The organism is Polaribacter sp. Hel_I_88 (genome assembly GCF_000687935.1).
Classification (GTDB): domain Bacteria; phylum Bacteroidota; class Bacteroidia; order Flavobacteriales; family Flavobacteriaceae; genus Polaribacter.
This window is the reverse complement of record NZ_JHZZ01000001.1, coordinates 3053458-3079818: the sequence shown is the minus strand read 5'-3', so window position 1 is coordinate 3079818 and position 26361 is coordinate 3053458. Positions and strand designations below refer to the sequence as shown.

At 29.3% G+C, this 26361-nt stretch carries 21 protein-coding genes; 13 read left to right on the top strand and 8 right to left on the bottom strand.

The annotated features are described in order from the left end of the window. The first annotated feature begins 2 nt into the window (after positions 1-2). From P161_RS0113630 to P161_RS0113615, 4 genes are all read left to right on the top strand, one after another. On the top strand, positions 3-1688 hold the full coding sequence (locus P161_RS0113630; protein ID WP_026777491.1) for a pyruvate dehydrogenase complex dihydrolipoamide acetyltransferase: 1686 nt from the start codon (positions 3-5) through the stop codon (positions 1686-1688). Between the two features lie 156 nt (positions 1689-1844). Continuing rightward, entirely contained in the window at positions 1845-3047 is a 1203-nt protein-coding gene (locus P161_RS0113625) for an exonuclease SbcCD subunit D C-terminal domain-containing protein (protein ID WP_026777490.1), read from the top strand. A 12-nt stretch (positions 3048-3059) separates the two neighbouring features. After that, positions 3060-6713: an AAA family ATPase gene (locus tag P161_RS0113620; RefSeq protein WP_026777489.1), complete on the top strand. Its 3654-nt coding sequence runs from the start codon at positions 3060-3062 to the stop codon at positions 6711-6713. A gap of 134 nt (positions 6714-6847) precedes the next feature. Continuing rightward, on the top strand, positions 6848-7882 hold the full coding sequence (locus P161_RS0113615) for a TlpA disulfide reductase family protein (protein WP_026777488.1): 1035 nt from the start codon (positions 6848-6850) through the stop codon (positions 7880-7882). Between the two features lie 504 nt (positions 7883-8386). Here P161_RS0113615 and P161_RS0113610 read toward each other — a convergent pair. The 6 genes from P161_RS0113610 to P161_RS0113585 all read right to left on the bottom strand — a co-directional run bounded on the left by P161_RS0113610 (position 8387) and on the right by P161_RS0113585 (position 14417). Next, positions 8387-9340 carry an acetyl-CoA carboxylase carboxyltransferase subunit alpha gene (locus P161_RS0113610; RefSeq protein WP_026777487.1) on the bottom strand — a complete coding sequence of 318 codons (954 nt, stop codon included), beginning with the start codon at positions 9338-9340 and terminating at the stop codon, positions 8387-8389. Between the two features lie 73 nt (positions 9341-9413). Next, complete coding sequence (locus P161_RS0113605; protein ID WP_026777486.1) at positions 9414-10328, bottom strand: DMT family transporter; 915 nt, start codon at positions 10326-10328, stop codon at positions 9414-9416. Beyond that, positions 10315-11406: an LptF/LptG family permease gene (locus P161_RS0113600; protein WP_197026356.1), complete on the bottom strand. Its 1092-nt coding sequence runs from the start codon at positions 11404-11406 to the stop codon at positions 10315-10317. The genes P161_RS0113605 and P161_RS0113600 overlap by 14 nt, the downstream gene beginning before the upstream one ends. 91 nt (positions 11407-11497) lie before the next feature. Then, a complete protein-coding gene (gene tgt / locus P161_RS0113595) occupies positions 11498-12628 on the bottom strand; it encodes a tRNA guanosine(34) transglycosylase Tgt (protein ID WP_026777484.1) in 1131 nt (376 codons plus the stop codon). A gap of 73 nt (positions 12629-12701) precedes the next feature. After that, positions 12702-13595 carry a 23S rRNA pseudouridine(2604) synthase RluF gene (gene rluF / locus P161_RS18650; protein ID WP_036841490.1) on the bottom strand — a complete coding sequence of 298 codons (894 nt, stop codon included), beginning with the start codon at positions 13593-13595 and terminating at the stop codon, positions 12702-12704. Positions 13596-13814: 219 nt separating this feature from the next. Further along, the gene (locus tag P161_RS0113585; protein ID WP_026777483.1) at positions 13815-14417 is read right to left on the bottom strand and encodes an alpha-ketoglutarate-dependent dioxygenase AlkB; all 603 of its coding nucleotides are present in this window, start codon (positions 14415-14417) and stop codon (positions 13815-13817) included. 502 nt (positions 14418-14919) lie between these two features. Here P161_RS0113585 and uvrB point away from each other — a divergent pair. The 6 genes from uvrB to P161_RS0113555 all read left to right on the top strand — a co-directional run bounded on the left by uvrB (position 14920) and on the right by P161_RS0113555 (position 21864). Continuing rightward, entirely contained in the window at positions 14920-16908 is a 1989-nt protein-coding gene (gene uvrB / locus P161_RS0113580) for an excinuclease ABC subunit UvrB (protein ID WP_026777482.1), read from the top strand. Between the two features lie 136 nt (positions 16909-17044). Continuing rightward, positions 17045-18211 carry a hypothetical protein gene (locus P161_RS0113575; RefSeq protein WP_026777481.1) on the top strand — a complete coding sequence of 389 codons (1167 nt, stop codon included), beginning with the start codon at positions 17045-17047 and terminating at the stop codon, positions 18209-18211. Between the two features lie 379 nt (positions 18212-18590). Then, positions 18591-19031, top strand: coding sequence for a GNAT family N-acetyltransferase (locus P161_RS18645; RefSeq protein ID WP_051605758.1), 441 nt, complete (start codon positions 18591-18593; stop codon positions 19029-19031). A gap of 44 nt (positions 19032-19075) precedes the next feature. Then, complete coding sequence (proC, locus tag P161_RS0113565; RefSeq protein ID WP_026777480.1) at positions 19076-19882, top strand: pyrroline-5-carboxylate reductase; 807 nt, start codon at positions 19076-19078, stop codon at positions 19880-19882. A gap of 1 nt (position 19883) precedes the next feature. After that, positions 19884-20654, top strand: a complete 771-nt coding sequence (gene proB, locus P161_RS0113560) for a glutamate 5-kinase (RefSeq protein ID WP_026777479.1) — start codon at positions 19884-19886, stop codon at positions 20652-20654. 10 nt (positions 20655-20664) lie between these two features. Continuing rightward, positions 20665-21864: a glutamate-5-semialdehyde dehydrogenase gene (locus tag P161_RS0113555; RefSeq protein ID WP_026777478.1), complete on the top strand. Its 1200-nt coding sequence runs from the start codon at positions 20665-20667 to the stop codon at positions 21862-21864. Between the two features lie 93 nt (positions 21865-21957). On the opposite strand, the gene P161_RS0113550 is transcribed toward P161_RS0113555, so the two are convergent. Beyond that, on the bottom strand, positions 21958-22533 hold the full coding sequence (locus P161_RS0113550) for a hypothetical protein (RefSeq protein WP_026777477.1): 576 nt from the start codon (positions 22531-22533) through the stop codon (positions 21958-21960). Positions 22534-22714: 181 nt separating this feature from the next. Next, positions 22715-23914 carry an ADP-forming succinate--CoA ligase subunit beta gene (gene sucC, locus P161_RS0113545; RefSeq protein ID WP_026777476.1) on the bottom strand — a complete coding sequence of 400 codons (1200 nt, stop codon included), beginning with the start codon at positions 23912-23914 and terminating at the stop codon, positions 22715-22717. Between the two features lie 412 nt (positions 23915-24326). Between sucC and P161_RS0113540 the strand changes: the two genes are divergently transcribed. Genes P161_RS0113540 through P161_RS0113530 form a run of 3 tightly spaced genes read left to right on the top strand, consistent with a single transcriptional unit; the run spans position 24327 to position 26359 of the window. Next, positions 24327-24986, top strand: coding sequence for an ABC transporter ATP-binding protein (locus P161_RS0113540; protein ID WP_026777475.1), 660 nt, complete (start codon positions 24327-24329; stop codon positions 24984-24986). Positions 24987-25044: 58 nt separating this feature from the next. Further along, positions 25045-25593, top strand: a complete 549-nt coding sequence (locus tag P161_RS0113535; protein WP_026777474.1) for a CPBP family intramembrane glutamic endopeptidase — start codon at positions 25045-25047, stop codon at positions 25591-25593. Position 25594: 1 nt separating this feature from the next. After that, positions 25595-26359 (top strand): TIGR02757 family protein, encoded by a 765-nt coding sequence (locus tag P161_RS0113530; RefSeq protein WP_026777473.1) that lies wholly within the window; start codon positions 25595-25597, stop codon positions 26357-26359. The last annotated feature ends 2 nt before the right edge of the window (positions 26360-26361 follow it).

The window sequence follows — 26361 nt, the reverse complement described above, 5'->3', positions numbered from 1 at the left end:
ATATGGCTACAGTTGTAAATATGCCGCGTTTAAGTGACACCATGGAAGAAGGTGTTGTGGCAAAATGGTTAAAAAGTGTTGGAGATAAAATTGAAGAAGGCGATATTTTAGCAGAAATTGAAACAGATAAAGCAACCATGGAATTTGAATCTTTTCATGAAGGTGTTTTACTACATATTGGTATTCAAGAAGGTGAAACTTCTCCTGTTGATAAATTATTAGCTATTATTGGTGAAGAAGGAGAAGATATTTCTGATCTTTTAAAAGGTGATGCTGATAAAAAAGAAGATGACAAATCTGAAGAAAGTTCTGATAAAAAAGAAAATTCAGATGACACTTCTAAAGACGAATCAAAAGAAGACTCTTCTTCTGAAGGGGTTGAAATTCCAAAAGGAGTTACTGTTATTTCTATGCCACGTTTAAGTGATACAATGACTGATGGTACAGTTGCTACTTGGTTAAAGAAAGTTGGTGATAAAGTTGAAGAAGGAGACATTTTAGCAGAAATTGAAACTGATAAAGCAACTATGGAATTTGAATGTTTCTATGAAGGAACAATTCTTTACATTGGTGTGCAAGAAGGCGAAACTGCACCTGTAGATAGTTTATTAACGATTATTGGTCCTGAAGGAACAAATGTTGATGCAATTGTTAAAAATGGTGGAGCTACTTCAAGTTCTTCTGAAGCAAAAGATTCATCTTCTGACAAAAAACAAGAGAAAAAAGAAACAAAAGCCGAAGATAAAAAAGAGTCTAAAGAAGAATCAACATCTTCAACAGCAAATACAACTACAAATAATTCTGGTGGACGCATATTTGCATCTCCATTAGCGAAGAAAATTGCTTCTGACAAAGGAATTAATTTAGCAGATGTAACTGGTTCTGGAGAAAATGGTAGAATTATAAAAAAGGATGTAGAAAACTACACACCTTCTGCTACTGTAAAAGTTGAAACTCCTGCTCCTGCAACTAGTGCTGCAACTCCTACTTTTTCAGTTTCTGGAGAAGAAAAATCGGAAGAAGTTAAGAATTCTCAAATGCGTAAAGCAATTGCAAAATCTTTAGGAAACTCTAAATTCTCTGCACCAGATTTCAGTTTAAATATTGAAGTTGATATGGACAATGCAATGGCTTCTAGAGCAACTATCAATGCAATTCCAGATACAAAAGTATCTTTTAATGATATGGTTGTAAAAGCGTGTGCAATGGCTTTACAAAAACATCCACAAGTAAATACTTCATGGACAGATAATAACACAATTTATCACTCTCATATTCATGTAGGTGTTGCTGTTGCTGTAGATGATGGTTTACTAGTGCCTGTTGTAAAACACACAAATCATTTAAGTTTAACTCAAATTGGTGCAACTGTTAGAGATTTAGCAGGAAAAGCAAGACATAAGAAAATTTCTCCAGCAGAAATGCAAGGAAGTACTTTTACGGTGTCTAACTTAGGGATGTTTGGTATCGATAATTTTACGTCAATTATCAACCAACCTAATTCAGCGATTTTATCTGTTGGTGCTATTGTGCAAAAACCAGTAGTTAAAAACGGACAAATTGTTGTTGGAAACACAATGAATTTAACATTAACTTGCGATCACAGAACTGTTGATGGTGCTGTTGGTGCTCAATTTTTACAAACTTTAAAAACATTTATTGAAAATCCTGTTACCATGATTGCGTAACTATTTCTTTAAAATATTTTATAAGATTTAAAAATCCTAAACCTTTTGGTTTGGGATTTTTTTTGTTGATGAAAATAAATTTCTAAACTTGAATTTCTTATCATAAACCTATAACTTCGCTAAACTTGAAATTGAACATAAGCATAATAAAAAGCTATGAAAATACTTCACACAGCAGATTGGCATTTAGGACACAGGTTGCATGATCAATCTCAATTTGAAGAACAAATGTTATTTTTAAATTGGATTGAAAATTACATCATTACTCAAAAAATTGAAGTGCTTTTAATTTCTGGCGATATTTTTGACTCAGGATCTCCATCCAATCAGAGTTTGGAAATGTATTATAGTTTTTTGGTAAAATTGAATAATACGTGTTGCAAATCAATTATCATTACTGGTGGAAATCACGATTCTCCAGGAACTTTAAATGCACCAAAGCATATTCTAAACGCACTTTCTATAAAAGTTATTGGTAAAGCCACTGAAGATATTGAAGATGAAGTATTCAAGCTAAATATTGAAAATGAAGAACTCATTATTGCAGCTGTTCCTTATTTAAGAGATGGAGATATTAGACGTGCAGTTGCAGGAGAATCTTTTGAAGATTTAACTGATAAATACAAAACTGCGCTTATAAATCATTATGAATCTGCAGCTGAAGAATGTAAAAAAATCAACATAAATACTGCTCCTGTAATTGCAATGGGCCATTTATTTGCCACTGGAGGTTCAGTTTCTGACAGTGAACAAAATATTTATGTGGGAACTTTAGGACATATTGGAGCCAAAGATTTTCCTACTTATTTTGATTATGTTGCTTTAGGACATTTACACAGACCTCAAATAATTGGCGGAAATGAAAAGATTCAATATTCTGGTTCTCCAAATATTTTAAGTTTTAGCGAAATTAATTATGATAAAAAAATAATAGTTTTATCGACAGAAAATAATAAAATTATTGCTGTTGATGCTATAATTGTTCCTAATTTCAGAGAATTTTATCGACTTTCTGGAACTATTGAAGAATGTATCAATTTGTTTCCAACCATTACCTCTAATTCCTTTGGTTTAAACCCTTGGGTAGAAATTGTTTTAAAAGAAGACCATACCATAAATACAGACGATTTAAAAAAAGAAGCTGAAAAATATACGTTTGAAATTTTAAAAATCTCCTTAAAAACGCAAAGAAAACAAAAAGGAATTGAGGAGTTATTGAAAGAAACAAAATCGATCAAAGAATTAAACCCAACTGAAGTTTTTAAATTAAAATGCGAAGAAATGAATTTTGATTTACAAGAAAATCCAAAAATCTGGGATGCTTTTAATGAAATTTTACAAAGTGTTAAAAATCAATAAAAGCAAGTTGTTATGAAAATTTTAAAGATAGAATTACAAAATATAAATTCCTTAAAATCTGATTCGCCAATTGTAATCGATTTTGAAAATGAGCATTTTAAAGATGTTGGCTTGTATGCAATTACGGGTTCTACAGGTGCAGGAAAAACGACTATTTTAGATGCAATCACAATTGCATTATATCATAGTGTACCTCGTTTTAACAGCACAAAAGCTACTTTACTAGATGTTGTAAGTTATGGTGCTACTGATGCTTTTACAAGAGTAACTTTTGAAAATGAAAAGAATATTTTTGAAGCTTATTGGGGAATTCGTTTGGCTTCCAATACAGGTAAAATCTTAAAAAACCCACAAGAGGAAGTGAGTTTAAAAAACTTAACAAAGTCTAAAAATTTAGCTTCTCAAAAGAAAAATTTCATAAAAAACATCATTCGAGTTACACAATTAGATTATGATCAATTTTTAAGATCTGTATTGTTAGCTCAAGGTGAATTTGCTTCTTTTTTAACTGCTAAAGGTCCAGAAAAGGGACGATTGTTAGAACAAATTACTGGAGAGAAAATTTACAAAAAAATTGGTTTAGCGATTTCAGAACGAAAATCTATTGAAGAAAATGCTTTAAAAGAAATACAATCTAAGATAAATGCTGATGATATTTTATCCGAAGAAAAAAAACAGGAACTTGTAAAAAAAGACAAAGAACTTGATGCTGAACTTGTAAAATCGGACAAAGAAATAGAAAGCATACAGTTGATTGTGAATTGGTATTCAAAAGCTAAAGAATTAAATATCCAAACTGAAAAATTAGCCGAAGATGCCAAAGAAATAAAAACTGATTTAGAAAACCATAAAACTGAATTTGAATTATTAGAACTCAATGAAAAAGCTGCTCCTTTTAAGGAAATCATTGAAAATTTAAATAGAAATGAAAAAAATTCTTTTGATAAAGTTCAACAGTTAAAGATTTTAGAAGAGGAATTAAAACAACGTGAGCCAATTATTAAAAACCTAACAGAAATTTCTAAACAACAAGTTCTTGAAATTGAAAAAGCAGAAAAAACATTTTCTTTATGGTTGCCAAAGTTCGATTTGATTACAAAATTAGATAATCAGATTAAAAATGAACTTGACAATAAGGAAAAAACTAAAAAGAAATTAGCTGAATTAAATTCACAAATTGAATCTTCCAAAAAAGAACAAAGCAATGTTTCTAAAGACTTAACAGAAATCGAAGCAAAGATTAAAATTGATGAAAAGTATCTTACTGAACATCAATATTTAGAAGAAGTAAGCAAAGAAATTTCTGGTTGGACAAAAGGGTTAACAACTTTAAAAACGAATAAAGAATCTTTAAATGAAAGCCTAATACTTATTTCTGAAAAGAAAAAAAATATAGAAAGTACCAATACTGAATTCTTTAAAAACAAAGAAATTCTAGATAAAAAATCACAAGAAATTGAAACCCTAGATAAAGAAATTCATCAGCTTAATAACGATTTAAAAAAACATAATTTAAGTGATTTATTATCCGAAGAAAAAAAACTTTCTTTAAAAATTGCTGATCTAAAACAATTCAAAAATTTCTCTGAAGAAATCGTAAAAGAGGAAAAAGATTTGGCTGAAATATCAATTCAACATAAAACTTATTCTTTTGAATTAGATACTATTAAGAAAGAAATAAACCTTCTTAAAAAAGAAATTGAGGTTCAAAAAAAATCGGTTTTTGATGCTGAAAAGATTTTAGATTTAGAAAAAAGTATCGCGAAATATGAAGAAGATCGTAAGAATCTAGTTGATGGAAAACCTTGTGGTTTATGTGGTTCTGAGCATCATCCTTTTGCAGAAAACTTAGAAGCAAATGGAGTTTCGAAATCTGAATTGGAGTTAAATAAGAGAAAAGAACAATTAAAAAAGTTAGAAGAATCCAAATCTGAATTAGATAAAATTGAAGTGAAATTATTGACATCGATTGATAATATTTCTAAGCAAATAAAATCAATTAATGAAGCCTTAAAATCGATTCATCAAAAAGCAAAAACTCTACAAATTGATTGCGAGTTAAAAGATGTTACTAAAATCGATTTTGAATTAAAATCAACTTTTAATAAACTTCAATCTATAGAAGAAAAGATAAAATTTACTCAAAATTTACAAGTTAAAAAAGATAAAATCTCAACAGTTTTAAAAGAGCAAAACGAATCTTTTGATATTTTAAAAACGAAAGATGCTACTTTAAAAGAAAACATCAAAAATGGTAGTTTAGAAATTAGCGAAAAGAAAAAATTGATAGACAAGAATACTGAAATTTGTAACGTTTTAGAAAGTAATCTGACAATAAAACTATCTAAATTCAATTTTGAATTACCAACTATTGAGCAAATAAATTCTTTTATAGAAAAGATTGAAAAATCAATTCTTACATATATTACAGCTCAAAAAAATCTTGAAAAATTAAAAAATGAAATTACAATTTCACACAATAATTTAACATCGATAAAAAAACAATTAAAAACTTTTATTGAAAATCAGCAAGAATATTTAAAAAACATCAAAGAGAGTGAATCCAAAATATTTCAGCTAAAAACAGAACGTTCCAATATTTTACCTCTACATATATCTGTAGAAAATAAAAGAGAAAATTTACAGTTCATTAGTAAGCAACTGATTGAAAAAGAAGAAATAACTTCAAGAAAATTGCAGAAATATATAGATGCAAGAAACGAAAGAGAAACTTTAAAAGTTGAAAATATAAAAACTCAAAAAACTTTAAAAGAGGAACTAAATGTTTTGCAATCATCACTTGAAAATCATTTAAAAAATAGTGATTTTACATCCAAAGAAAATATAGAAAACGCTTTATTGGCTAAAGATGATGTTTCCATAATTTCGAAACAAAAAGAGCTTATTAAAGAAAAACAAATAAAACTAAACACCCTAAAAGAAACCAACCAAAAAGCAATAGAAAGCTTAAATGCTAGCAAAAATTTTGAAATTGCTGAAGATGATATAAAAGTTTCTTTACAGGAATTAAAAACTAAAAAAGATACTTTATCCGCAGAAAAAGGAGAAATAAAAGAAGCGTTTAGAAAAGATCAAGAAATTAAAAACCGAAATCAAGAAATTTATAAAAAGATTGATGAGCAAACAGCAGTTTGTACTACTTGGAGAGATTTATATAAAATTATTGGTAGTTCAAAAGAAGCTTTTAATGTATATGTGCAACGTTTAACGTTGAAACATTTATTGGATTTAGCGAATGTTCATTTGTTCAATTTAAACAAACGTTATTCGTTAAAAATGGAGCAAGATTATAAGCCAAAAGAAGAGTTGAATTTTAATTTAATTGATCATTATCAAACAGATCAAGCAAGATTGGTAGACACATCTAGTGGTGGAGAAAAGTTTATAATTAGTTTGGCTTTGGCTTTAGGATTGTCAGATTTAGCAAGTAAAAATGTAAAAATAGATTCACTTTTTATTGATGAAGGTTTTGGAACCTTAGATAGTAATACTTTAGAAACTGTAATTTCTACGCTGGAAACTTTACAATCTCAAGGAAAAATGATTGGGATAATTTCGCATGTAGAAAACTTAAAAGAAAGAATTCCTACACAAATTAAAATCACAAAAAAAAGCAATGGAATAAGTGTTGTAGATGTTGTTTAAAAAATAAAATTAATACAATAGTAAATCTCAAAATTTAACTTTAAAATTGTTTTTACAGCTTGTAAAACAAGTGATTTTAACTATTTTCTTGCAAGAGAAAGTTTTATATTTGCACTCAATTTGAAATTTTAAAAATGAAAAAAATAAGCTCACTTATTCTAGGTTTGTTAGTAATGATTGCTTGTAGCCAAGAGCAACCAAAAGACTATATTACCTTATCTGGAAAATTAGAAAACAATAAAGATTCAACGTTAACAATTATTAGCAGAGAAGGCGTTTTAAAAACTATGAAAATTAACGAAAATGGTTCTTTCAAAGACACATTAAAGTTAAAAACCAATCAAGGAGAAATCTACACAATACAAACAAGTGATACTAAAAGAGCGCCAATTTATTTAAAAAACGGTTATAATATTGTTTTAAATGGCGATTCAGATAAATTTATGACTAGTTTCAAGTTTTCGGGTGAAGGATCTTCTAATAGTAATTTTGTGTTGGCTCAAATAGAGAAAAGTCAAAAAATGGGAAATCCTCAACTTATTTTAAATTTAGAAGAGGAAGCGTTTCGAAAAAAAGTAGATCAAATAAAATTTGAATACGACAGTATTTTAGAATCTCATAAAAATTTAGATAGTGTTTTATATGCCTCAGTAAAGCAACAAAATGAGCAATTAGTTACTTATTTTGATAATGCCTATGCACAAAATCAAATTATGGGTGTTGGTAAACCTTCTCCAAAATTTGAAGATTACATCAACATAAAAGGTGGTAAGAATTCTTTAGATGATTATAAAGGAAAATATGTTTATATTGATGTTTGGGCAACTTGGTGTGGTCCTTGTATTCAGCAAATTCCATATTTACAAAATTTAGAAAAAGAGTATCAAAATAAAAATATAGAATTTATCAGTATTTCTACAGATGAATCTCAAAGAAGTGGTGGTTCTTGGGAAGCAGCAGAAAAGAAATGGAGAGATTTTGTAAAAGCTAGAAATATGAGTGGAGTTCAGCTTTGGTCTGGACAAGATTTTTCTTTTCAACAAATGTATCAAATAAACGGAATTCCAAGATTTATATTGGTAGACCCGAATGGAAATATAGTAGATGCAAACGCTCCTAGACCTTCTGACCCAGCATTAAAGTCGATGTTTGATTCTTTAGGGATTTAGATGGAAGTTTGAAGATCGAAGTTTGAAGATCGAAGTTTGAAGATCGAAGTTTGAAGATCGAAGTTTGAAGATCGAAGTTTGAAGATCGAAGTTTGAAGATCGAAGTTTGAAGATCGAAGTTTGAAGATCGAAGTTTGAAGATGGAAGTTTGAAGATGGAAGTTTGAAGATCGAAGTTTGAAGATCGAAGTTTGAAGATCGAAGTTTGAAGATCGAAGTTTGAAGATCGAAGTTTGAAGATCGAAGTTTGAAGATCGAAGTTTGAAGATCGAAGTTTGAAGATCGAAGTTTGAAGATCGAAGTTTGAAGATCGAAGTTTGAAGATCGAAGTTTGAAGATCGAAGTTTGAAGATCGAAGTTTGAAGATCGAAGTTTGAAGATCGAAGTTTGAAGATCGAAGTTTGAAGATCGAAGTTTGAAGATCGAAGTTTGAAAATAAAAAAAGCCTAATTCTTATATAAGAATTAGGCTTTTTTTATTTTCTTGTTTCTAGTAGCACTAAAAACTATTCTTTATAAACACCCATATTTGCGTATTTATCCATTCTTTTAGCAACTAATTCTTCTTCAATTAAATCTTTTAATTCGTCATAAGCAGCTATTATTTGTTCTTGAACAGCTTTAAAAGCTCCTGCTCTATCTGCATGTGCACCACCAATTGGTTCTTTAATAATTCCGTCAATTAACTTTAACTTTTTCATATCAGTTCCTGTTAATTTTAAAGCCTCTGCTGCTTGTTCTTTAAATTCCCAACTTCTCCATAAAATAGAAGAGCAAGATTCTGGTGAAATTACTGTGTACCAAGTATTTTCCATCATATACACTCTATCTCCTACTCCAATACCTAATGCACCTCCAGAAGCTCCTTCACCAATTACAATTGTAATGATTGGGGTTTTTAAGCGAGTCATTTCAAAGATATTTCTTGCAATTGCTTCTCCTTGTCCACGTTCTTCTGCTTCTAAACCAGGATAAGCTCCAGGTGTATCTAACAACGTAACAACAGGAATCCCAAATTTCTCTGCCATTTTCATTAAACGCAATGCTTTTCTATATCCTTCAGGATTCGCCATTCCAAAGTTTCTGAATTGACGCGTTTTTGTGTTAAAACCTTTTTGCTGACCAATAAACATAAAAGATTGATCGCCAATTTTACCCAAACCACCAATCATGGCTTTGTCATCCTTTACGTTTCTATCTCCATGAAGTTCCATAAAAGTATCTCCACAAAGTGCTTTGATATAATCTAAAGTATAAGGTCTGTTTGGGTGTCTTGACAATTGAACTCTTTGCCAAGGTGTTAAGTTTTTATAAATATCTTTTTTAGCAGTTGCTAATTTTTTCTCAATTTTTTTACAAGTAGCAGTTACATCTACTTCACTTTCTTCTCCAATAATTTGACACTTTTGTAGCTGATCTTCAAGCTCTTTTATTGGCATTTCGAAATCTAAATATTCCATTGTGTAGTTATTTTGATGATCTATTTTGATTAACAAACATACTACAAAATTTACTTTTTTACGCTAAATAGTACTACTTTTTTGATTTTACTCTTTGCTGAATTTTTTGCTTTATAACCAATTTATTCTTAATAATTCCGTTAAACAAAACAACTCCTAAAACTATAAAAGCTCCAAAATAAAATTCTGGATTCATTTTTTCTTTATCGCCAAAAATAAATAACGCTAATATTATGGCATAAATAGGCTCTAAATTAATAGTCAACATTACAGTGTAAGGAGATATAAACTTCATAATCTTTACAGAAGCTATAAATGCATATGCTGTACAAATACTACTTAGCACAAACAAATACACCCAATCCATACTTTGTAACGTAAAAAATGAAACTGAAAAACTGCTGTTAATTAAAAGATAAACTGTAACAAATAAAGTTCCGAATAAAAGTTGATAAAATGAAATTCTTGAAGCATCATATTTTTGGATGAACATACCATTTAAAACTGCAAATAAGGCACTTAAGAACGATGATATGAGTGCGTAAATAATTCCTAATTTATACTGACTTTCGAAATTAAATATAATATACAGTCCGAAAATTACAACTAAACCTAATATAATTTCTAGGGTTTTAATTCTTCTCTTAAAGAAAACTGGTTCTATGAGTGATGTAAAAAAAGCACCTGTACTCATAGTTACTAAAGCCACTGAAACGTTAGATACTTTTATCGCTTTGAAGAAAAAAATCCAATGCAGGGCAATAATAATTCCTGTAAATAAAAACTTAACCAATCCTTTTTTATCAACATAAAAAGGTTTTTTTTTGAATATAAAATAAATGCCGATAAAAAAAACAGCCAACCCCATTCTAAAAAAAACTAACGGAATTGCATCAATAGTAATTAATGCACCTAAAATTGCTGTAAAGCCCCAAATAAAAACGATAAGATGTAATAATAGGTAATTTTTTAATTTACTTTCTAGCATTATTATATAGATAAATGGCAACACAACCAAAGAAAATATTTGGCATCCATACGTATAAAAGCGAATTTACACCTGCAACAGCGCCTAAAACTTCGGAAATTTTCATTAGAAAAACGTATACAAACATCAACCCAATGCCGATAGCCAAATTTACACCTGTACCTCCTCTTCTTTTTCTAAAAGCCAAAGCCACAGCTATAATTGTTAAAATATAAGAGGCTATTGGCAGACTTGTTCTTTTATGAAATTCAACCAAATACGCATTTAGGTTTTTAACACCTCTTTTTTTAGAAATATTAATAAATTTATACAACTCATCTGAAGTCATTTCTTGAGATAATGCAGATTTATAAATTAAATCTCTAGGTGTAAAATTAAAAACTGTGTCAATTTTATTACCCGAAAATATGCTATCTCTATCTTTATAAATTTTACGCAATCGCCAATTTTGAACAGAAAAAGTAGAATCTTTTTCATTGTATCTAATATTATCGGCTACCAATTTTGTTTTTAACTCTAAACCATCATATAATTCTGATGTAAAATCATAACCTGCATTGGTTTCCGTATTAAAATTTTTAATAAAAATATACGTACTATCTGTTAATTGAAGACTAAAATCACTTACAAATTTAAATTCCTGTTGTTGTCTTCTGTTATTTATATACTCTTTTTCGAAGTTTTTTCTTGTAGTACTACTATTTGGTACCACAAAGTGATTCATTACTAAAGATAAAATTGTAATTAAAGTTGCCCCAACAAAATAGGGATACAAAAAACGTGTAAAAGATACTTTTGCATTGTTAATAGCAATAATTTCTGTGTTGTTAGATAATTTTGAAGTAAATAAAATAACGGCGATAAATAACGCTAAAGGCATAAAAGTATTGGCATAATAGATGATAAAATTTTTATAATATTCATCTACTATTTGATAAAAACCTAAATCTGCATGTTCTAAAAAATTATCTATTTTTTCAGAAATATCAATTGCAACAGCTATAGGAATCAAGATTAATAAGGTAAAGAAAAAAGTTACCAGAAATCGTTTTAATATGTACCAATCAATTATCTTCAAAAGCGCAGCTTTATTTTTTATTTTAAAATCTTTAATTTGATATCCCTATTTTGATGACTGCAAACTGCCTACTTAAAAACTGTCTACAATTTTAAAGACGGTTATCCATTTGCTTCACCATCTTATCTTTCCATTCTCTAAAATCTCCAGCTATAATATGTTTTCTTGCCTCGCGAGTTAACCAAACATAAAATCCTAAATTATGAATCGATGCAATTTGTTTCCCTAACATTTCTTTAGCAACAAATAAATGACGTAAATAGGCTTTTGAATAATAGGTACCTACTTCAGTAATGCCCATTTCATCAATTGCCGAAAAATCTTTTTCCCACTTTTTATTTTTTATGTTGATGCTTCCATGAGCTGTAAACAACATTCCATTTCTGGCATTTCTGGTTGGCATCACACAATCGAACATATCAATTCCTAAAGCAATATTTTCAAGAATATTAATTGGCGTTCCAACTCCCATTAAGTATCTAGGTTTGTCTTCTGGTAAAATTTCTGTAACAACTTCAGTCATTGCATACATTTCTTCTGCAGGTTCACCCACAGAAAGACCGCCAATTGCATTTGCTTTTTGGTTAGAATTTGCTATATACTCTGCAGATTGTCTTCGCAAATCTTTATACGTACTTCCTTGAACTATTGGAAAAAAAGTTTGCTCAAAACCGTATTTAAATGGTAGTTTTTCTAAATGATTTATACATCTATCCAACCATCTATGAGTCATGTGCATAGAGCGTTTTGCGTAATTATATTCACAAGGATAAGGTGTACACTCATCAAAAGCCATAATAATATCTGCCCCAATTGTTCGTTGAGTTTCCATTACATTTTCTGGTGTAAAAAAGTGCATAGAACCATCTATATGACTTTTAAATTTTACACCTTCTTCGTTAATTTTTCTTCTTCCAGATAAAGAATACACTTGGTAACCACCAGAATCTGTCAAAATATTTCTATCCCAATTCATAAACTTGTGTAAACCACCAGCAGCTTCTAAAATATCTAATTTAGGTCGTAAGTATAAATGATACGTATTTGCTAAAATTATATCAGGATTTACTTGTTGTTTAAGTTCTGTTTGATGAACTCCTTTTACAGTACCAACAGTACCTACAGGCATAAAAATTGGCGTTTCAATCTCACCATGATCTGTGGTGATTGTTCCTGCTCTTGCTTTACTTTTTGGATCGGTAATTTTTAAGTCGAATTTCATTGTGGCAAATATAGTAAAAAGCCCTTCCTAACCTTCCTAAAGGAATGGAATTTAGAAAGTTTTAATATTTTGTTTAATTTCGTTTTTTACGAAAATTAGATTTAGAGCCTGTAGTTCTCTTATTTTTTGGTGATGATTTTCTAAAAGAAGCACTTTTTTTATTAAAATCGTTTTTAGCTGGCGCTAGTTTTTTCTTGAATACTTTCTTTTTAGCAGGTTCTTTAACTTTAGAGGCCTCCTCCGTTTTTGAGGATTCAGCAATCATTCCGTTAATTTCTTTCATCTCCTCTTCTGTTAATTCGCGCCAATCTCCAGTTTGTAAATATCCTAATTCTACATTCATAATTCTGGTACGTTTTAACTTGGTTACTTCGTAATCTAAATATTCGCACATTCTTCGAATTTGACGATTTAAACCTTGTGTTAAAACAATTTTAAAGATTTTAGCACTAATTTTTTCAACCAAACATTTTTGAGTTACAGTTCCTAAAATCGGAATTCCATTACTCATTTTTTCGATAAAATCATCTGTGATTGTTTTATCAACTGAAACAAAATATTCCTTTTCGTGATTGTTCCCTGCTCGTAAAATTTTATTGACAATATCTCCATCGTTTGTTAGGAAAATTAATCCTTCAGATGGTTTATCTAAACGTCCAATAGGGAATAATCTTTCAGGATAATTAATGTGTTTTACGATGTTGTTTGGTTCTCTATCATCAGTAGTAGAAACAATACCAACTGGCTTATTTAAAGCAATGTATAGTGTTTCTTCTTTTGGTTTTACCAATCGTCCATCTAATTTTACAACATCTTTTTTACCAACTCTATTTCCTAATTGCGTAGGTTTTCCATTGATGGAAACTCTGCCTTCTTTTATAAATTTTTCGGCCTCTCTTCTTGAACAGATTCCTGAAGAACTAATATATTTATTAAGATTTGTTGTTTGTTGATTATTGATATCCAAAAGAAATAGTTTTTTGCAAAAATAATCAATATTTATTTTGAATTGCGTTGTGAGATAATTAAAATGTTGACACAGGTTTCAGGGATTTACACAGTTGATATTCTACCACGAATTCGCAAAAAAGGTTGACACAGATTTCACGGATTTTCACAGATGATAATATGTAACAAATTTAACAAGGGGTTTAAACCCCTTGCTGTAATGTTAATTGTAAAAAAATCATAATTCAATTGTCCTAAAAGTCAAATTAATTCTTGGCGAATTCACTTTTTTGGTTGGTGGTAATCTGTGTAACCAGTTTTTTTGAGTTTCGCCTTTCATGACTAATAAACTCCCTCTTTCTAAAAAAACATCAATGCGTTGTTTGGTTTCTTTGTGTTTGAATGAAAATTTACGTTCAGCTCCTAGAGATACAGAAGCAATTGCGCCATTTTTCTTCATCATTTTTTCACCATCAGAATGATAAGCCATTCCTTCATCTCCTGAATGATATAAATTTAACAAGCAAGAATTATAGGTTTCCTTACTTTCTTTTTCTACGATTTCTTTGAGTTCTAACAATTCTTTTATCCAAAGGTTAGCCGTTTTTGTAACTTTAGAATAGGTGTACGAATATTCAGATTCTCCATACCAAGCTACTTTTCTTTTGGTAATAATCTTCTTACCAAAAATAATAGCTTCGTCATTTTTCCAATTAATTTTTTCTAATAATTGTTGATAATAAAAATCGCACTGACTTTTACCTAAAATAATTCCATGATAGTTGGTTTCACCATCAAAAGGTAAAATATTCGTTATTTCATCCGAAGAAAATAAATCCATAAGATAAAAATACTAAAATTATATAAAAATTAGTACGAGTGATTACGCTTTTTATCTTGATTTAGTAGAGATTTTTTTGGATGACCAAAATTGAATTTATGAATCTAAATTTTATAAATCTAATTAATTATTGCTCGTTTTAAGATTATATAAATATTTACATTTTTTTATATCTTCAACTTAAATATATCGCTCCTCTGGAGCTAAATCAACTTTTATAACTTCTTGCTATTAATATTTCATCCCTCTGGGATTTTTAGTTTTACAGGACCATCCTATTAATAACATAAAGTGGCAAAATAAAAGCTAGTCATTTTTCTTCCCTATAGAATTTTAGCTTCATAGAAGCGAAATATTAATAACAGAAAAAATAATAAAAACCAAAAAGCTCCATAGGAACGAAATAATTAAACTTACCAAATGTATTATTCTAAAATCAAAATTTAACTTGATTTTAAAATTATCTATTTTTTAAAACTTTAAGTATGCGTATTTTTACAGTATGGAATTTAAATTGGTATCAGAGTTTTCTCCTACTGGAGATCAACCACAAGCAATTAATGAATTATCTCAAGCCATAAAATCTGGCGAGAAATTTCAAACGCTTTTAGGCGTTACAGGTTCAGGAAAAACATTTACAATTGCAAATGTTGTGAAAGAGGTAAAAAAACCAACCTTGGTTTTGGCACATAACAAAACATTGGCAGCACAATTATATTCAGAGTTCAAGCAATTTTTTCCAGAAAATGCTGTGGAGTATTTTGTTTCTTATTATGATTATTATCAGCCTGAGGCCTACATTCCTGTAACAGGAACGTATATAGAAAAAGATTTATCTATTAATGAAGATATTGAACGTTTACGTTTAAGCACCACTTCTTCCCTACTTTCTGGTAGACGAGATGTATTGGTTGTAGCTTCAGTTTCGTGTTTATATGGTATTGGAAATCCTACAGAATTTAAGAAAAACGTAATTCCTGTTCACGTTGGTCAACAAATAAGCAGAACGACTTTTTTACATCAATTGGTGCAAAGTTTATATTCTAGAACCGAAATTGAAGTGAAAAGTGGAAAATTTAAAGTTAAAGGAGATGTGGTAACTATTTATCCATCTTATGGAGATAATGGATACCGTGTTTTATTTTTTGGTGATGAAATTGAAGAACTAGAATCTTTTGATTTAGAAACCAATAACATCCTTGAAAAGTTTGAACATTTAACCATTTATCCTGCTAATTTATTTGTGACCTCCCCAGACGTTTTACAAAATGCGATTCATCAAATTCAAGATGATATGGTAAAACAAGTCAATTATTTTAAAGAAATTGGCAAACCTTTAGAAGCAAAAAGATTGGAAGAACGTACAGAATTCGATTTAGAAATGATTCGAGAATTGGGCTATTGTTCTGGAATTGAAAACTATTCCAGATATTTAGATGGACGTGAACCTGGCACAAGACCTTTCTGTTTGTTAGATTATTTTCCTGATGATTATTTGATGGTTATTGATGAAAGCCATGTGACTGTACCACAAACACATGCCATGTATGGTGGAGATAGAAGCAGAAAAGAGAATTTGGTGGAATATGGTTTTAGATTGCCTGCAGCCATGGATAATAGACCTTTGAAATTTGAGGAATTTGAGGAAATCCAGAATCAAACTATTTTTGTTTCTGCAACGCCAGCAGATTACGAATTGCAAAAAACAGAAGGTATTTTTGTAGAGCAAATTATTAGGCCAACTGGTTTATTAGATCCGCCAATTGAAGTGCGTCCAAGTTTGAATCAAATTGATGATTTGATTGAGGAAATCCAAATTCGTGTTGAAAAAGATGAACGAACTTTGGTAACAACTTTAACTAAAAGAATGGCAGAAGAATTGACCAAATATTTAACGAGAGTTGATATTAGGTGTAGATATATTCATTCTGACGTAGACACTTTAGAGCGTGTGGAAATTATGCAAGATTTGCGTAAAGGTTTGTTTGATGTTTTAATTGGTGTAAACCTTTTACGTGAAGGTTTAGATTTACCTGAAGTTTCTTTAGTTGCTATTTTAGATGCTGATAAAGAAGGTTTTTTACGTAACAACAAATCTTTAACACAAACAGTTGGTAGAGCTGCAAGAAATGTAAATGGTTTAGCTATTATGTATGCTGATAAAATTACAAATAGCATGCAAAGTACTATTGATGAAACAGAAAGAAGACGTGAAATTCAGATTGCTTACAATACCAAACACAATAAAGTACCCACGCAAATCAACAAAAAAATTGAAGATACGTTAACAAAATCTGCTGTTTCCAGTTATCATTATGACAATGCAAAACAAGTGGCTGCTGAACATGAACTACAATATTTACCTAAAGAAGAAATCGAAGACAGAATCCGTAAAAAACGAAAACAAATGGAAGCTGCTGCCAAAGGTTTAGATTTTATTGTGGCTGCAAAATTACGTGATGAAATTGCTGTTTTAAAAGAGCAAGTTTAATTTAGTTTTTATTTTAATGTTAATATTCGTTTATCAATACTTATTTTTACTATTTTAAAACAACGATAAATATTACTTATCAAAAAATTAAATTTTAAAAAATTACGAATCAACCATAAGTATTATTATAAAAACTATGAAAAAAATTTATTTCTTATTCCTATTTATTAGTATCAATAGCTTTTCTCAAATTAAATTTGATAAAGGTTACTTTATCGATAATTCAAACAAAAAAATTGAGTGCTTGATAAGAAATATTGATTGGTTGAATAATCCAACTAAATTTGAGTATAAAATTTCTGAAAATTCTGAACAAAAAACAAACACAATTACAGATGTAAAAGAATTTGGCATTTATAATAGCTCAAAATATATTAGAGCTTTAGTAGATATGGATTTATCTAATAATGAACTTTATAAATTGAGTGAAAGTGAAGAACTTAAATACGAAGAAAAACAAGCATTTTTTAAAGTTTTAATAGAAGGAAATGCAACCCTTTTCGAATATGTAGATGGAAATTTAGTGAAATTTCTTTACAAAAAAAATGATTCTGAAATTGAACAATTAATTCTAAAAAAATATAAAAATAGCGATAATAATATTGTTTCGAACGAGGAATATAAAAAACAACTTTGGCTTCACTTAAAGTGTAACAATATTACTTTTAAAAGTTTTAAATATTTAGAATACAAAAAAAGAGATCTTGTTGATTTTTTCTTAAAATATAATAAGTGTAAAAACGAAGATTATATAAACTACGAAAAGAATAAAAAGCAAGATTTATTTAATCTAAATGTCAGAATTGGACTTAATAATTCGTCACTATCAACAAATAATACAACTGTAAGTTCCAGTTCAAGATACCCAGATTTTGAAAGCAAAATTGGGTTAAGAGCAGGACTTGAACTTGAATATATTTTTCCATTTAATAATAATAAATGGGCATTTATTGTTGAACCTACTTACCAATCGTATAAAGTAGAAAACGAAGGTAGTGTTAGAAATTCTGTTGATTACAGTTCCTTAGAACTACCTTTTGGAATTAGACACTATATGTTTATCAATAAAAAATCAAAATTATTCTTAAATGGGTCTTATATTATTGATTTTAGTAGTGGTAAAGCTTTAAATTTGGAAATAGAATCAAGTGGTAATTTAGGTTTTGGTCTAGGTTATAAAAGAAATGATAAATTATCTTTAGAGTTTAGATATCATACCAGTAGAGACTTATTTTATAATTATAGAACAACTTTTTCAAATTACAACACAGTATCATTGATATTTGGTTATACAATTTTTTAATTAGTTTACTTTTCTATTTTAGAATCTACATTAATTTGCACTTATATTTATTAGACCCCTAAAAATACTCTTATCTATCTGATATTATGACAATTTAAAAATTATAAACCCCTTATAATTTGCCTATAGCCCTGCATTTTCGTAATTTTGCAGGATGAAAGTTAGGATACACAAACTGCGTAACTTTAGAATATTTAATTTCAATTTTTTGGTTTTTAGAAATCAATCTAAAAAATTCATCCCTCCACACCCTCTTTTTTAATTACCTTTCTTTACCTAATTTTATTTTAATAAAGTAACTTCTTTATTAAAATTTTTATTTTGCTATTTATAGCTTTCCTTTTTTATCCATTTTTTAGATAAATTAAATCAAAATATAATGACCATTGAAATTTTTGACGCCTTTAACAGGATGTCATTCTTAAATATTACTAGAATCACCAATTTTTTATATGAACATTTAGAAGATTGTAAAGATCCAAAAAATGTTATTCGTACATCTTTAAAGTATGCTGCCAAAGAGATTACTAGTTTAGGAGGTTACGCCTTTGTAATGAAAAAAAATGATGAAATTATTGGTGTAATTGTGATAAACAAGACTGGTATGAGCCAATATCAATCAGAAAATTTAATGACCTATTTAGCTATTCATAAAAACTACAGAAACCAAGGCTTTGCTACGAAACTAATTCATAAAACTGTAGAATATTGCCAAGGAAACATCACATTAAATATAAAAAAAGAAAATAATGCCATTAAGCTATTCGAAAAAAATGGCTTTAAATCAAAAAAGATAGAAATGACGCTACATAAAGAATAGCATAGTTATAAATAAATATAAATAGTAAAATAATTTAAATAAAAATGAAAATATTAGTTATTGGAGCAGGAAACATGGGCTTAACCTATGCAGAAGGAATGTCGAAATCAAAATTGTTAAAGAAAAAAAACATTATGGTTTTAGACAATTCTGAAGAAAAGTTAGAAGCTTTAAATGAAATTTCTCATTTCGACGCTTTTAAGGAATTAGGAGACTGTGTACCTAAAGCAGATATTATTTTTATAGCAGTAAAACCTTACCATGCAGAAAATTTATTCAAAGCTTTAAAATCATTCACGAAACCTGGTCAAGTATTAGTCTCTATTATGGCTGGTGTAAATATTGATAATATTAAAAAATATTCAGGACTAACAAAAATTGTAAGAGCTATGCCAAATTTACCAGCGCAAATTGGTAAAGGATTAACCTCTTATGTAACATCTCCTGAAGTTTCCAGAATTGAAAAATTAACGGTAGAAAGTCTATTAGATACCACAGGAAAATCGATGGAAGTTACCAGTGAAAAATTCATTGATGCTTCCACAGGTATTTCTGGAAGTGGACCAGCTTATGTATTTTATTTTATGCAAAGCATGATGGAAGCTGCACTTAAAATGGGTTTTTCAAAAAACGACTCCACAGTCTTAGTAAGTCAAACATTTACGGGTGCAGTAGAACTATTTAATCAATCTAACCTTTCTCCAAATTCTTGGATGGAAAGAGTAGCATCTAAAGGCGGTACAACTCGTGCAGCTTTAGACTCTATGCAAGACAATAATGTAAATGAATTAATAAAAGATGCCGCTTTTGCTGCTTTTAACAGAGCTGTAGAATTAGGTAAAGAACACTAAAATGGATACACAAAGAATAGTAATAAAAGTAGGAACAAACGTAATGACAAACAGAGATAACAGAATTGTTAGACCTGTTTTAAGACGCTTAGTAAAGCAAATTGCAGAATTATATGAAAGAGGTATTTCCACAATTTTGGTTTCTTCTGGATCTGTAATTGCAGGTAAAGAGGTTTTAGGAGAATCGACTATTGAAAATAATACACAAAGGAGACAAGTATATTCTGCTATTGGCCAACCAAGAATGATGCGTCATTACTATAATTTATTTAACGATTATGGAATGAAATGTGCGCAGGTTTTACCTACGAAGAGAGATTTTAGTCCAGGTGTTCATAGACAAAACATGATCAACTGTTGTGAGGGATTGATGTCAGAAGGTGTCATACCCATTGCAAACGAAGATGATGCAGTTTCTGTAACCATGTCTATGTTTTCTGATAATGATGAGTTAGCCAGCTTAATTGCACAGCTTATTAATGCAGACAAATTAATTATTTTAACAGATATCGACGGTTTATACACAGGGCATCCAGAGTCAGAAAGTAGCAACTTAATTTCTGATGTAGACCCAGAGGATAACTTAGACAAATACATTCAAGAAAACAATAAAAAACCTGGAGAAGGAAGAGGTGGAATGGGTTCTAAATTAGACTATGCTCAAAAAGCTGCAGCTAATAATATACCCACATTTATTGCAAACGGAAAAAGAGACAACACTATTATTGATATTATTGATGGAAAATCAGTAGGAACAAAAGTGGCACTTTAAAAAACAAATAATGAAATTATTAAATACAGAAATAAAAAATAACGTATTAACAAGCATGACAAAAATTCTCGACAACAACAGAGAAGCTTTGTTAGCTGCTAATAAAAAAGATTTAGATGCATTTACCAAAGAAGATCAAGCAATGTTTGATCGCCTTATTTTAACCGACAAAAAAATTGATGGAATGATCAAAGCCATCAATGAAGTAGAAGCTCAAGAAGATCCTGTAAATCAAATTATAAGTGATAAAAACTTGGCAAATGGTTTGCAAGTAACTAATAAAACTGCGCCTTTTGGTACGATTATGATTATTTACGAATCGAGACCAGATGTAACTATAGAAGCTGCAGTATTAGCTTTTAAGGCCAACAACAAAATACTTTTAAAAGGTGGAAAAGAAGCAATACATAGTAATAAAATTTTAGTTGATTTTTGGCACAAAGCCTTAACTGAAAACAATCTAAGTACAGATTACATAAAGTTGATGCAATTAAATAGAGAAGAAACACAAGCTTTTTTAAGAAACCCAACAGAACCATTAGATTTAATTGTGCCAAGAGGTGGAGAAAGATTGATTGCTTTTGTAAAAGAACATGCAAAATGTGCAGTTTTAATTAGCGGACGTGGAAACAACTTTCTATATATTGATGAAACTGCTGATTGGAACAAAACCTTATCCGTTGTTTTAAATGCAAAAACAGATAAAATTTCTGCCTGTAATGCATTAGATAAAATTTTAATCAATTCAAATTTACCAGATTTTGAAAATAAAATAAAAGAGCTTCAAGCTGTTTTAAAAGAAAAAGAAGTAGAAATTTTAGTTGATGAAACAGTGAAAAAAGTTTTAAATGAAGAAACTGTTATACAAGATACAACTATTTGGAAACAAGAATTTTTAGCTTTAAAATGTGTTATTGGTGCAGTAAATAATGTTAATGAAGCTATTCAAATAATTAATGAGAATTCAGGTGGTCATTCAGCTTCAATCATGACACAAAATGATGATAATGCGAATAATTTTATGCAACAAGTAGATTGTGCTGCAGTATATAAAAATTCCTCTACAAGATTTACAGATGGTGGGCAATTAGGTGTTGGTGCAGAATTGGCAATTAGTACAGATAAATTACATCATAGAGGTCCATTAGGTTTAAAACAATTGGTAACCAATAAATACTATATATTTGGAGATGGACATGTTCGTGTTTAAATAATATAAAAACAAAAAAACCTCGCATTTGCGAGGTTTTTTAAATATAGTTGTATTGTAAAACCTATAAAACTTCTTCTAACAAATTTCCATTTAGTATAAGTACAAATTTATATTTCTACCAAGTTTTTCTGGAGTTTCAATTTCTTTGGATATATCAAACTCTACTGAAAAGAAACGATTATTACCAATTCGCCTTAAGTTATAGGTAAACTTAGAATCCTTTAAAGTAACCCACCAAACATTTGAAGAAGCTGCAGGAATTAATGTTGCTGTTTCTTGATCTGCATGAAAAATCTGGATATTGGGTAAACCTGTATTTGCATTTGTTCCTCCATATTGAGTAATTTTATTTTCAGAACCATCTTTATGTCTGTGATCATGTTTTAATGTGATTAAATTATCATCACTCAACGTAAAAACCCAGGTTCTTGATTTGTCATCACCCACAAAAAACGGAATTCTAATCGTATTTTCTTCACAAAGTGAAACGTGCATTACTAATTTTTCGCCTGTAAAACCATCCCCTTCTTTGCCTCCTTCAACAATTTTACCTTCGTAAGCTTTACCACAATGTTTTTTTAAAGTGTTCCAAAATTCAATTGAATTTGGAATTTCTTGTGCAAAAATTTGAATCGGAAATAATAATAAAATTAGAAATTTTTTCATTTTTTAATAAGTATATCAATTGAGTTGGAAATATAAATCAAATTTATCAGCTTAACTAAAATATTACTTATGTTCACTCGTTAAAAACGAGCGATAGCCTAAAATTGAAGGTTAAAAACTTCTGAAAATAAAAAAACCTCGCAAAAGCGAGGTTTTTTAAAATATATGTAAGCTGTAAAATCTATGAAGCTTCTAAAACTTCTTTTACTTTATCTGCAGCTTCTTGAAATTCTGTAGCCGAAATAATTTCCATTCCAGAATTATCAATTAATTCTTTTGCTTCTTTAGCATTTGTACCTTGTAATCTACAAATAATTGGCACATTAATTTTGTCTCCCATACTTTTGTAAGCATCAACAACACCTTGTGCAACTCTGTCACAACGAACAATTCCTCCAAAAATATTTACTAAAATTGCTTTTACAGCTGGATCTTTTAAAATAATTCCAAAAGCAGTTTCAACTCTTTGAGCATCAGCAGTTCCACCAACATCTAAAAAGTTAGCAGGTTCTCCTCCAGATTCTTTAATTAAATCCATAGTTCCCATTGCCAAACCAGCTCCGTTAACCATACAACCTACGTTTCCATCTAAATCTACATAGTTTAAACCAGCAGCTTTTGCTTCAACTTCAATTGGGTTTTCTTCACGTAAATCACGCATTGCTGCATAATCTTTATGTCTAAATAAAGCGTTTTCATCTAAAGAAACTTTAGCATCAACAGCCATTATTTTATCATCTGAAGTTTTTAACACAGGATTAATCTCAAACATAGAAGAATCAGATTTGATGTATGCTGTATATAAAGCAGTCACAAATTTTGTCATTTCTTTAAAAGCAGTTCCTGACAACCCTAAATTAAAAGCAACTTTACGTGCTTGAAAAGGCATGATTCCTAATAAAGGATCAATTTCTTCCGTAAAAATTAAATGTGGAGTTTCTTCTGCAACAGTTTCAATATCCATTCCACCTTCTGTAGAATACATAATCATATTTTTACCAGTTGCTCTATTTAATAAAACTGACATATAATATTCATCTGGTTCAGAATCTCCAGGATAATAAACGTCTTCACAAATTAAAACTTGATTAACCAACTTTCCTTCAGCAGAAGTTTGTGGTGTAATCAACATCATTCCTAAAATATCATCAGCAATACTTTCTACTTGCTCTAAATTTTTAGCTAACTTTACTCCACCACCTTTTCCACGACCACCTGCGTGAACTTGTGCTTTTATAACGTGCCAACCTGTACCAGTTTCTTCCGTCAATTTTTTTGCTGCTGCAACTGCTTCTATTGGAGTACTTGCTACAATTCCTCTTTGAATTCTAACGCCAAAACTATTTAGTATTTCTTTACCTTGATATTCGTGTAAGTTCATCTGTATCGTATTTTTAACGGAAGCAAAAATACAAATTCAAAGAAGAAGATTTGTAAAATTTTTAATAAAATTAATTTTCACTGTAAAGTAATCCTATTCTTTAGTTATTAGGTATTATTAATAGGTTTTCAAGATTACTGAAAAGCTTCAAAATTAATATTTATGTTTATTTTAAGAAATGATTAACAAAATGATATGAACGTAAAGAACACTTTTAAAAAATGATTGTTATGATATTAAATTGATAAAATACAAGGAACTTAATAAAAACTAAAGCCTACAAAAATAAAAATTATTGATTTTTTAAATAATCTAATTTCAACATATATCTCCAATCAAAAAAACAAATAGAGCTAGTATTACTTTTAGGACAAACTCTTTTTTTATACATTCGTACATCGATATATAAATTATGATTGTAACAAAAAATATCCATAAATATTATGGCGATGTTGAAGTTTTAAAAGGATTAGATTTAGAAATAAAAAAAGGTGAAATTGTTGCTATAGTTGGTCCTTCTGGAGCAGGAAAAACAACTCTGTTGCAAATTTTAGGAACTTTAGACAAGCCTATTAAAGAGGAAGATTTTGAGTTGACAATCAACGATATTTCTTTAAAAAATCTTTCTGATAAACAACTTTCCGAATTTAGAAACAATCATATTGGTTTTATATTTCAATTTCATCAATTATTACCAGAATTTTCTGCTTTAGAAAATGTGTGTATTCCTGCTTTTATTGGAAAAAAATCTAAAAAGGAAGCTGAAAAAAGAGCAAAAGAATTACTTGAATTTTTAGGATTATCTCACAGAATTAACCATAAACCTAACGAACTTTCTGGAGGAGAACAACAAAGAGTTGCAGTTGCAAGATCGTTAATTAACAATCCTTCTGTTATTTTAGCGGATGAACCAAGTGGAAATTTAGATAGTGAATCTGCCAAAAACTTACACGAACTATTTTTTAAACTGCGAGATGAATTTGGACAAACCTTTGTATTGGTGACTCATAATGAGACTCTGGCAAATATGGCAGATAGAAAATTAACCATGAAAGATGGAAAAATTATATAACAAGGGGTTTATTCACAACACAGAACAAGGGGTTTAAACCCCTTGTATAAAAATCAACATGAAAGAAACGTTTTTTAATCTTATTAATTATCTTAAAAATCCTGTTCTTGAAAAAGATACAAATCAAGATATAAACTATCGGTTTAAGATATTTTTTTACATTCTTTTTATCAGCATTTTAACAGGAATTATCATCACTCCAATTTTTGCACTTTTCGAAGAAATGAATTGGATAAATATGGACAATCACAAAGTTGAAGAACTATTTGCTGGCATGAATAAATTATTGATTATTCTTATGGGGGCTATTATTGTTCCTGCCATTGAAGAAGTAATTTTTAGAGGTCCAATAACCGCTTTTAAAACTCCAAAATCTTTTAAAATAGGTTTTTACGTGCTTACATTACTTTTTGGTTTTGTACATATTACCAATTTCGATTTTACAACAAGCGTGCTTTTATTATCGCCAATTTTAGTTTTACCACAATTATTAGTTGGTGGATATTTTGGCTATGTTAGAGTTCGTTTTGGTTTGCATTGGTCTATTTTATTACATGGCTCTTATAATTGCTTTTTTATTCTACTAAGTTTTTTACCTGAATCTTAATATGAAAAAAGCCGAACTCAAAGAATTTTTAGACGAGAAAGTTATTTTATATAACAATCCAAAATTTATAGAATCTGATCCTATTCAAATTCCACATTTATTTTCAAAGAAAGAAGATATAGAAATAGCTGCTTTTTTAGCAGCCACCATTTCTTGGGGAAACAGAACTATGATTATCAAAAATTCTTACAAAATGATGGGATTATTAGACAATTCTCCACACGATTTTATCATCAATCATCAAGAAAAAGATTTAAACTCTTTTGATAGTTTTGTGCACAGAACCTTTAATTCAGTCGATTTTAAGCAATTTATAAAATCGTTACAACATATTTATAAAAATCATAATGGATTAGAAAATGCCCTATTAATTTCTGATAAAACAAAAAACTACCAAACTGCCATTCATCACTTTAAAAAATTATTTTTTGAAGTTGAACATCAGCAAAGAACACAAAAACACATTTCTGATCCTTTAAAAAATTCGGCTGCCAAACGAATTAATATGTTTTTACGTTGGATGGTTAGAAATGATAATACTGGTGTAGATTTTGGCATTTGGCAAACGCATAATCCTGCAAATTTATCTTGTCCTTTAGATGTACATTCTGGCAATGTTGCACGTAAATTAAAAATTTTAAAGAGAACACAAAACGACTGGAAAGCCTTAACTGAATTAGATAAAAGTTTAAGAAATCTCGATAAAGACGATCCTGTTAAATATGATTTTGCACTTTTTGGCTTAGGAGTTTTCGAAAAGTTTTAAAT